Annotated in this window: 9 protein-coding genes; 6 read left to right on the top strand and 3 right to left on the bottom strand. The window is 74.8% G+C overall.

The annotated features are described in order from the left end of the window. Both ACLBYE_RS27900 and chpT read right to left on the bottom strand, forming a co-directional pair. Positions 1-609, bottom strand: a 609-nt coding sequence (locus tag ACLBYE_RS27900; protein WP_447696659.1) for an Hpt domain-containing protein, incomplete at its 3' end; no start/stop codon positions are given. 104 nt (positions 610-713) lie between these two features. Next, a complete protein-coding gene (gene chpT / locus ACLBYE_RS27905; protein WP_091682803.1) occupies positions 714-1,424 on the bottom strand; it encodes a histidine phosphotransferase ChpT in 711 nt (236 codons plus the stop codon). 407 nt (positions 1,425-1,831) lie between these two features. Here chpT and ACLBYE_RS27910 point away from each other — a divergent pair, with 407 nt between their 5' ends. Both ACLBYE_RS27910 and ACLBYE_RS27915 read left to right on the top strand, forming a co-directional pair. Then, a complete protein-coding gene (locus ACLBYE_RS27910; protein WP_447696660.1) occupies positions 1,832-5,029 on the top strand; it encodes a bifunctional [glutamine synthetase] adenylyltransferase/[glutamine synthetase]-adenylyl-L-tyrosine phosphorylase in 3,198 nt (1,065 codons plus the stop codon). Further along, positions 4,992-5,864 (top strand): 3'(2'),5'-bisphosphate nucleotidase CysQ family protein, encoded by an 873-nt coding sequence (locus ACLBYE_RS27915; RefSeq protein ID WP_447696661.1) that lies wholly within the window; start codon positions 4,992-4,994, stop codon positions 5,862-5,864. Before ACLBYE_RS27910 ends, ACLBYE_RS27915 begins: the two co-directional genes overlap by 38 nt. Here the strand turns inward: ACLBYE_RS27915 and ACLBYE_RS27920 are convergent. Further along, positions 5,845-6,411: a YHS domain-containing (seleno)protein gene (locus tag ACLBYE_RS27920; RefSeq protein ID WP_447696662.1), complete on the bottom strand. Its 567-nt coding sequence runs from the start codon at positions 6,409-6,411 to the stop codon at positions 5,845-5,847. The two genes, ACLBYE_RS27915 and ACLBYE_RS27920, sit on opposite strands and share 20 nt — an antisense overlap. A 157-nt stretch (positions 6,412-6,568) precedes the next feature. Here ACLBYE_RS27920 and ACLBYE_RS27925 point away from each other — a divergent pair, with 157 nt between their 5' ends. From ACLBYE_RS27925 to ACLBYE_RS27940, 4 genes are all read left to right on the top strand, one after another. After that, positions 6,569-7,195: a DUF1134 domain-containing protein gene (locus tag ACLBYE_RS27925; RefSeq protein ID WP_020094371.1), complete on the top strand. Its 627-nt coding sequence runs from the start codon at positions 6,569-6,571 to the stop codon at positions 7,193-7,195. A gap of 158 nt (positions 7,196-7,353) precedes the next feature. Further along, positions 7,354-8,079 (top strand): hypothetical protein, encoded by a 726-nt coding sequence (locus ACLBYE_RS27930; RefSeq protein ID WP_447696663.1) that lies wholly within the window; start codon positions 7,354-7,356, stop codon positions 8,077-8,079. A gap of 142 nt (positions 8,080-8,221) precedes the next feature. Further along, on the top strand, positions 8,222-8,524 hold the full coding sequence (locus ACLBYE_RS27935) for a hypothetical protein (RefSeq protein ID WP_020094369.1): 303 nt from the start codon (positions 8,222-8,224) through the stop codon (positions 8,522-8,524). Positions 8,525-8,692: 168 nt separating this feature from the next. Then, a partial coding sequence (locus tag ACLBYE_RS27940; RefSeq protein ID WP_447696664.1) for a hypothetical protein occupies positions 8,693-9,041 on the top strand: 349 nt, incomplete at its 3' end.

Raw genomic sequence — 9,041 nt, forward strand, 5'->3', positions numbered from 1 at the left:
GGGCGCCGGGGCCGGGGCCGGGGCCGGCGCGGGAGCGACGGCGGCCGCAGGGGCGGGCGTCGCGGCCACGGGGGCCGGCGGCGGGAGGAAGTCCGATTCGTCCGGACCGGGAGCGGCCAGGAAGGCGGCCTCCAGGTCGTCCAGGGAGACCTCGCCGGGCTTCAGCTCGCGGACCACCGGATCGGGCAGGACCGGCTCGGGCGGCGGCGGCGGGGCGGCGGCCTCCGGCTCGGGCGAGCCCTCGGCCATGCGCTCCAGGGCGGAGATGAGGTCGTCGTCCGAGCCCGCGGGCTCCGTGCCGGTGGCCTCCAGATCGGCCAGGATCGCCTTCAGCCGGTCCAGCGTCAGCAGGATCAGGGTGACGGAATCCGACGTGGCGGGCAGCCCGTCGCGGAAGCGACCCATCAAGGTCTCGGCGGCGTGCGCCAGAGCTTCCAGCCGCGGGAGGCCGAGGAACCCGCAGGTTCCCTTGATCGTGTGAACGAGTCGGAAGATGTTCCGCAGAATAGTCTCGTTGTTCGGATCCTGCTCGAATCGAACCAATTCTGCATCGACCGTGTCGAGATGCTCCCCGCTCTCGGTCAGAAACTCGCGAAGCAGGTCGTCCATAGGCGCTACTCGTTACGCGGAGAAGGTCTCGCGCAACCTACTTACTCGCGCGGGGTTAGGGAAGCGTTTCCATCCCGGCCCCGCGCGGCACCTTTTTCAGAGTTTCACGCCAGCGCCGTGTCCGAAGCCTCTCCATCGCGGTCTTCGGGCGCGTCGATCACTGCGGGCGTGGCGGTGATAGTCACTTCATCGCCCTCGATCGCGAAGCGGACATCCATGGCGGCGGCCCGCGCCACGAGGCCGGCGTAGAACGGCAGGATACCGTGGGCGTCGACGGTGCCGCTCTCGGGGCTGCCGGCCATCAGCTCCTCGACGTGGGGCGGGATACGGGCATGCGAGCCCTTGGCCTTCAGCACCAGCGTGGGCGCCTCGCCGTCGCCGGAGACGACGACGTCGATCAGGCCGCCCCGGGGAATCGCCGAGGTGGCGACCATCACGAGATTGAGCAGGAGCTTGACCTTGTTCTTCGGGAACAGCGCCTGCGGGGCGCTCCAGGTCAGCTTGGTCTTGTCGTCGGAGAACATGCCCTTGGCCACGCTCTCGGCGTCGGCGAGGTCGATCGAGGCGCCGGCCGAGCCGGCGGCCCCGAAGGCGATGCGGGCGAATTTCAGCCGCGCCGAGGCCTGGCGGGCGCTCTTCCCGATCAGCTCCAGGGCGAAGGTCCGCATCGATTCGTCCTGGTCGTCCTCCAGGACCTCGAGCCCGTTCACGATCGCGCCGACGGGGCTGATCACGTCGTGGCAGACGCGGGAGCAGAGCAGGGCGGCGAGGTCGAGGCCGTCGAGGTTCAGGGTGGGCGAGGTCGGGGAGGACATGGTGCGCTCCGGGCGGGCGGATCTGAGGTGCGGACGTCTGCGGGCCGGGGCCCCGATTGGGGCTGCCGGTTCCCGGCCGCCCGGTTCTCGGCCGCCCAGTCCTCGGCCGCCCCTGCGGCGATCGAGTCGCCCGAAAGGATCCCGCGCGGCCCGCGGGCCGGACCGGGGGCGACGACCGGTCCGCACGGATAGACGCCACGGTCGGCTTTGAAAAGCGTTACCGGATCGGACGGAAGGCCGGGACGGTCCCCGATTCCCGGCCCGATCGGGCGCGAACGCATCGTCTCGGCCCTGTCCTGGCCGCATCGTGAACGCGCGGCGGACGCCATGAGCCACGCGCGCCGGACCGGACACGGGCGGCCCGGTCGGCTACGATGCCGACCCCGTCGCGCCAGGGAGGATGCGGCATGAGTGACGAGACCGGTCTCCCGAACGGAACGGCGAAGGCCCCCGCGAAGGGAGCGGCGAAGGGAGCGGCCGCAGGGTCAGCCACGACGCTGCGCGCGGGCCTGCGCCCCCGTCTCGGGCTCGCCGACCCCGACGCCGCGCGGGCCCGGCTCGCCGAGCTCGCGCCGGCGCTGCCGGCCGGCTTCCTGACGCCGCCCTGCCGGGACCTGCTCCTCGGCCTGGCGGATCATTCCCCCTTCCTCTGGCGGGCGGCCACCCGGTCGCCCGAGCGGCTCGTCGCCCTGCTGGATCAGCCGCCGGACGCGGCGAGCCGGGACATCATCGCGCGGCAGCGCGCCGTCGGCGCCGCCTGCGGGGCGAATCCCGACCTCGCCGAGGTGGGCCGGCAGCTGCGCGCCAACCGGGAGGCCCACGCCCTCTTGGTCGCCCTGGCGGATCTCGGCGGCTGCTGGGACCTCGACGCGGTGACCGGCGCCCTGTCGGCCTTCGCCGACGCGTCGGTGAGCGGGGCGGTCGAGGCGCTCCTCCGGCAGGGGATGGCGGCCGGGCGGTATAGGCCCAAGGATCCGGAGGCGCCGCAGGACGGGTCGGGCCTGATCGTCCTGGGCCTGGGCAAGCTCGGCGGCTGCGAGCTGAACTACTCCAGCGACATCGACCTCGTCGTCTTCTACGAGGCCGAGCCCGCCGCCGCGGCGACCGGCGGCGATCCGAAGCCCTTCCTCGTCAAGCTGGCGCAGGGGCTGGTGAAGCTCCTGGCCGACCGGACCGCCGACGGCTACGTCCACCGCATCGACTACCGATTGCGGCCGGACCCGGGCTCGACCGCGGTGGCGCTCTCCACCGGCTTCGCCTTCGACTACTACCAGACGCTCGGCCAGAACTGGGAGCGCGCGGCCTTCATCAAGGCCCGGCCGATCGCCGGCGACATCCCGGCCGGTGAGGCCTTCCTGGCGGAACTCGCGCCGTTCATCTGGCGCCGGCACTTCGACTTCCCGGCCATCGCCGAGATCCACGCCCTGAAGCGGCAGATCCACATGGTCCGCGGCCACGAGACCATCGCGGTCGGCGGCCACGACATCAAGATCGGCCGCGGCGGCATCCGGGAGATCGAGTTCTTCGTCCAGACCCAGCAGCTCGTCTTCGGCGGCCGCAAGCCCGCCCTGCGGGGCCGCCGGACCGTCGCGATGCTCGGCGAGCTCGTCGCGGAGGGCTGGATCGACGGGCGGGCCCGGGACGAGCTCTCCGCGGCCTACGCGTTCCTGCGCACCCTCGAGCACCGGATCCAGATGATCCGGGACGAGCAGACCCAGCGCCTGCCCACCGGGACCGAGGCGCTGACCGCGCTCGCCCTGTTCGCGGGCTTCCCCGACCTGCCGGCCTTCGAGGCGGCCCTGCTCCACCATGCCGGCCGGGTCCAGGCGCACTACGCCCTGCTGTTCGAGGCGGAGCCGGAGGCCGGTGCCGACGGGGCCGCCCTGGTCTTCGGCGAGAGCGAGCCGGATCCCGAGACCCTGGCGCGGCTCGGCGCCTTCGGGTTCCGAGACCCGCCCCTGGCCTGGGAGACCGTGCAGGGCTGGCATCTCGGGCGCCGCCCGGCCCTGCGGACCGGCCGGGCCCGGGAGATCCTGGCCGAGATGCTCCCGGCGCTGCTGCGCGCGCTCGGCGGGACCGCCGACCCCGACGCGGCGCTCCTCGCCCTCGACCGGGCCTTCGCGCGCATGCCCGCGGTGGCCGAACTCCTCGCCATCCTGCGCTCGCACGAGCGCCTGCGCCTGCTGTTCGCCGACATCCTGGGGACGGCGCCGCGCCTCGCCGACACGGTCGGCCTGAGCCCGCACGTCCTCGACACCGTGCTCGACGCCGACTTCGTGACGCCGACCACGGATCCCGACGAGGTCCGCGCGCAGTACCGGGCGCTCCTGGGCCAGCCGGCGAGCCACGAGGAGAGCCTCGACCGCTGCCGGGACGCCACCCGGCAGATGGCCTTCGTCACGGGCGCCCGCCTGCTGTCGGGCATCCTCACCCCGCGCCAGGCCGGGGAGGCCTACGCGGCGATCGCCGAGGCCACGGTGGCGCTGAGCCTGGAGGCGGAGGAGCGCCGGTTCGCCCTGGACCACGGCGCGGTGCCGGCGGGGCGCTGCTGCATCCTGGCGCTCGGCCGCCTCGGATCCCGCCAGCTCAGCGCGGAATCCGACCTCGACCTCGTCTTCCTGTACGATTTCGACCCGGAGAACCGCACCAGCGACGGACGGCGTCCCCTCGACGCCGTGGTGGCCTACAACCGGCTGGCGCAGCGCGTGTTCGCGGCGCTCACCACGGCCACGCGGCGCGGCCGCCTCTACGCGGTCGACCTGCGGCTGCGGCCCTACGGCAGCCACAGCCCGCCCGCCGTGCAGCTCAGCGGCTTCGCGGACTATCACGGCGGCGAGGCGGAGCTCTGGGAGCACATGGCGCTCGCCCGCGCCCGGGTCGTCGCCGGCGACGCCACCCTGGCGGCCGACGTCACGGCCGCGATCGCCGGGATCCTCCGGCAGCCGCGCGAGACCGCCGCCGTCTGCGCCGAGGCGGGCGCGATGCGGGCCCTGGTCGCGCGGGAGCGGGGCCATGCCGGCCCCTACGACCTGAAGCTCGCCCCCGGCGCGCTGTTCGACCTCGACTTCCTCGCCCAGGCCATCGTGCTGAGCCAGGCACGCGACTGGCCCGGCTGCATCGGCCTCGGCGCGGAGTCGCTCTTCCGCGAGGCGGCGGCGCGCGGCCTCCTGCCCGCGGCGGCGGGCGAGGCCCTCGCCGAGACCTACGGCTTCCTCGACGCCGTCTACCAGTGGCAGCGGCTCGTGATGACCGATCCCGCCGCGGAGCCGTCCGAGACCGCGTCCCGGCAGATCGCCAAGGCGGTGGGCCTCCCGGACGCGCGCGGCCTCGCGGCGGAGCTGCGCCGCCACCGCCGCCGGAGCCAGGCCCTGCTGGCGCAGATCCGGCGGACGGTGCGGATGCCGGCGCGGATGCCGGCCGCCGCGCGGGAGCCGCCGGGGGGGCGGGGGGGGGGGGGTCCGGGCCGCCGCGCGGGACCCGCCGGAGCGCCGATGAGGCGGCGCTCCGGCCGGTGGCCGTCGACATTCACCCCCCGCTCGGGCATTCAGGGCGGTGTCGGGAGGCATCATGACGGGCGCGGCGACGATCTCGGGACCGGAGCGTGAGCGGATCGCCGCGGCGCTCGCCGAGATCGCCTGCGCGGCGGGGGAGATCCTGCGCCGCTACCACCGGGGCCCCTGCCCCCACGCCCTGAAGCCGGACGGCTCGCCCTCCAGCGCCGCCGACGTCGAGGCCGAGGACCTGATCGTCGACGCCCTCGCCGGGCGCTTTCCCGGGATCGCGGTCGTGGCCGAGGAGCGTGCCCAGGGCGACGCGACCCGCCCCGCCGACCTCTTCTTCCTCGTCGATCCCCTGGATGGCACCCGCGACTTCCTCGCCGGGACGCCGGACTACTCGGTCAACATCGCGCTGGTGTCGGGCGCCCGCCCGGTAGCGGCCGCGCTGGCGGCCCCCGGCCTCGGCCGCGTCTGGTGGGCCGGCCCCGCGACCCTGGAGGGCCCCGTGATCGCGGGCCGGCCGGGGGCCGGGCGGCCGGTCCGCGCGCGGGCGGCGCCGGGGACGGGCCTCGTCGCTCTGGGCAGCCGGCGGCACGGCGATCCCGAGACCGCCACCTGCCTGGCGGCGCTGCCGGTCGCGGAGACGCGCCAGGTCGGGTCCGCCCTGAAGTTCGGGCTGATCGCCGCCGGCGAGGCCGACATCTACGTCCGCTGCGGCCCGACCATGGAATGGGACACGGCCGCGGGCGACCACATCGTCGCGGCGGCGGGGGGCTGCGTGGTGGTGCCGGGCGGCGGCCCGATCCGCTACGGCCAGCACGGGCCCGATCACCGCAACGGGCCCTTCGCGGCCCTCGGGGACCCTGCCCTGGTCCCGCGGCTCGCCCTGCCGGCCCGCGCGACCGACCGGCCGGCGGCGGCGCTCAGCGCGGCGCATCCGTAGCCGGGACGTCGGGCGAGCCGTCGGGCGGGACATCCTGCAGGCGGCGCACGGCCGGCCAGGCCGCCTCCGCCTGCCGGGCCAGGCCGGGCTCCGCCAGGAACCGGGCGCGGCGCCCGGCATCCCGGAACAGGTAGAGGCGCTCGTCGATCACCGCGAAGACCAGGGGATCGGCGTCCACCAGCCGGCCATCCAGGATCCCGGCGGCGTCGTAGCCCCCAAGGCGCGGCGCGTAGGCGGGCGGATCGTCCCGGAAAGCCGCGCGGTTGGCGCCGCTGGAGAAGCGCCAGACCTGACCACCCCAGGACAGCTCGAACCGGGCCAGGCCGGCCTGCGGCCCGCCCTCCAGGAAGTAGCTGACCGGGTCGAAGCCATTGAGCGTCAGCAGCTCGATCCGCGTCCGGGCCGTCAGGCCCTCCTCCGCCGCGGCGCGGCCGGGGGCGACCGCCGGCAGGGCCGCCAGCGCGGCTGACAGCGCGGCTGACAGCCTCACCGCTCGCGCGAGCGTGAGCGCCGCCAGCGGGATGCCCGCGCCCGACCGCCCTGCCATGCGGACTGCGGGGTCAGGACGCGTTAACCACATCTTGCGGATTCCCTCAGAAGCTGGTCCGACTCATCCGCCCGGCGCGGCCTCTGCCGGCCCGGCGGGACAGAGCGGCACAGGTCCATCGCACGAACCGTTAATCGAACCGGGCGAGGAGGCAACGATGACGGCACGAGACGATCGCGGCACCGACCGCCGCACCCTCCTGCGCGCGGGCCTCGGCCTGGCGCTGGGTGCGCCCCTCGGCGGCTCCCTCCTCGGCGCCGCGGGCGCGGCCCGCGCGGCCGGCGAGGATCTCGACACGCCCGAGACCTTCCGTCCCGGCGAGATCGTGGAATCCGGCCACCGGTTCTTCGGCACGGTGTCGCGCGGCCTCGCGCTCACCGTCGAGGAGGCGGGCCGGCGCTGGGGCGAGCCCAACGGCTACATCCTCGGCCAGGAGGGCGGCGGCGCCGTGGTGGCGGGCGTCCGCTACGGCGAGGGCACGCTCTACACCCGCAACGCCGGCAAGCGGCGCATCTACTGGCAGGGCCCGTCCCTCGGCTTCGATGTCGGCGGCGACGGCGCCCGCACCATGATGCTGGTCTACAACCTGCCCAACGTGCGCGACCTGTACCGCCGCTTCGCCGGCGTCGACGGCTCCGCCTACCTGGTGGGCGGCTTCGGGATGACCGCGGTGGTCAACGACCGGGTCATCGTCGTGCCGATCCGCAGCGGCGTCGGCGCGCGGCTCGGGATCAATGTCGGCTATCTGAAGTTCACCCGTGAGCCGACGTGGAACCCGTTCTGATCCGGCCAGATCCGGCCTCGATCCGGGACGGCGTCGGAACGCGTTCTGATTGACCGGCCCCGCGGGATTTCACCCTCGCGGCCAACCTGGGCTAGAGTGGAGTTGGGTCGGGTTTTCCGGCCGGATGCGCGGGCTGCACCCTCGTGATCGAAACGGTGATGATCTTCGCGCTGGGCTTCCTGGCGGCGAGCCTGTGCGGCCTGCTGCTTCTGCCGGCCCTCAATGCCCGCGCCGCGCGCCTGGAGCGCCGGCGGGCCGAGGCGCGCCTGCCCCTGTCGCCGGCCGAGATCGCCGCCGAGCGCGACTTCCTGCGCGCGCAGTTCGCCGTGCAGCAGCGCCGACTGGAGCGCCGGGTCGAGACCGTCGAGGCGCGGCGGCAGGCCGACATGGCGGCGATCGGGGCCGGGACGATGCGGGTCGCCGCCCTGGCGCGCGACGTCGCCGCCCGCGACGCCGAGATCGCCCAGGCCCAGGCCAAGACCCGGGAGCTGGAGACCGAGCTGACGCTGGCGCGGGAGGACGGGAGCGCGAGCCTCGCCACGCTCCAGGCCCTCGAGGACGCCCACGCCGACCTGCTCGACAGTCTCCTGGCGCTCCGGCAGGGCGCGGCCCCGGCACCGGACGCCGCCGCGCTGGCGGCCGAGCGCGACGACCTGCGCGCGAGCCTGAAGGCGGCCGAGGAAGCTCTGGCCCTGACCGTGGCCGACCGCCAGAACGAACGCCAGAGCGACCGGGCCGGAAACCTGCCGCCAGACCGGCAGGCCGGCATCGAGCGCGAGAACGCCGATCTCCGTCGGCGAATCGTCGAGGTCGCCGAGGCCCTCACGGCCCCGGGCCGGATGCCGCGGACCGCGGCGGCGATGCCGGAACCCGAGCGGGTCTGAGCCGATCCACCCCCGAAACGGGGTTTGGCGACCGGAACGAGACCGAAAACCTGCGATGACTGCCTTGTTTCGACCACGCAAAGGCATCATCGCATCGCCGACGCGCCCTGCATCACAACTTCGACAGATGGTACGGATACCCATGCGCCTGAAGCCGATCGTCCTCGCCGTCGCGGCGGCCGTTGCCCTGACGCTGCCGGCAGCCGCGCAGCAGACGAAGCGCGGCAACGAGACCCTGAAGAAGTACTGCACCGGGGACTATCTGACCTATTGCGGCAACCTGGCCCCCGACGATCCGGCCACCGATGCCTGCTTCCAGAAAAACTGGAAGAAGCTCAGCGAGAACTGCCGCCGGGCGATCGACGCCTACGAGGCCGAGCAGCAGCAGAATGCCCCCGCCAAGAACCGGCAGGGCTCGCAGGGCGGCAAGGAGCGGCGGGGCTGACGCCTCCCGACTGTCGAGGCCGGGCCCGGAGCCGCGGGAACGGGCCCCAACCGCGCGCCGCGGCCGGCCTGTGGCGGACGGGCGCTCGCGCCGGGACGCGGCAACGGCTAAGGTAGCGCTCCCGCCGGCCCTCGCGTGCCGGTGCCGAGCCCGCCGGACCCTCGCGCGATGTTGTCGAAACCCGCCCTGAAACTCCTCGCCGTGTCCGGCCTCGTGGCCCTGGCGGCTTCCGCCTGCGGGCGGCGGGGTGCGCTGGAGCCGCCTCAAACGGCGGCCCCGGCGGCCCCGCGGTCGGGTGCGCAGGCCAGCGCGGACGCGCCGACCGGGCGGCGGACGCTGCCGGTCTCGGTCGGACTCGGCGGCGGCGCCCCGGAGCCGGACCCGGCATCGGTGCGCGCCGGCGACGAACTCTCCGCGGCGGCGGTCCCGCCGGGCGGTACCGAGGCGCCGGTCGAGACCAGCCGCGGCGCGCGGCGCGGCGACCCGGGGGCCCAGGGGCCCTTCCTTCTGGGTCCGC

The sequence above is a fragment of the Methylobacterium sp. A52T genome (genome assembly GCF_053346095.1).

Coding starts and splice junctions, on each gene's coding strand:
- chpT (WP_091682803.1), bottom strand. CDS start 1,424: ATGTCCTCCCCGACCTCGCCCACCCTGAACCTCGACGGCCTCGACCTC.
- ACLBYE_RS27910 (WP_447696660.1), top strand. CDS start 1,832: ATGAGTGACGAGACCGGTCTCCCGAACGGAACGGCGAAGGCCCCCGCG.
- ACLBYE_RS27915 (WP_447696661.1), top strand. CDS start 4,992: ATGACGGGCGCGGCGACGATCTCGGGACCGGAGCGTGAGCGGATCGCC.
- ACLBYE_RS27920 (WP_447696662.1), bottom strand. CDS start 6,411: ATGGCAGGGCGGTCGGGCGCGGGCATCCCGCTGGCGGCGCTCACGCTC.
- ACLBYE_RS27925 (WP_020094371.1), top strand. CDS start 6,569: ATGACGGCACGAGACGATCGCGGCACCGACCGCCGCACCCTCCTGCGC.
- ACLBYE_RS27930 (WP_447696663.1), top strand. CDS start 7,354: ATGATCTTCGCGCTGGGCTTCCTGGCGGCGAGCCTGTGCGGCCTGCTG.
- ACLBYE_RS27935 (WP_020094369.1), top strand. CDS start 8,222: ATGCGCCTGAAGCCGATCGTCCTCGCCGTCGCGGCGGCCGTTGCCCTG.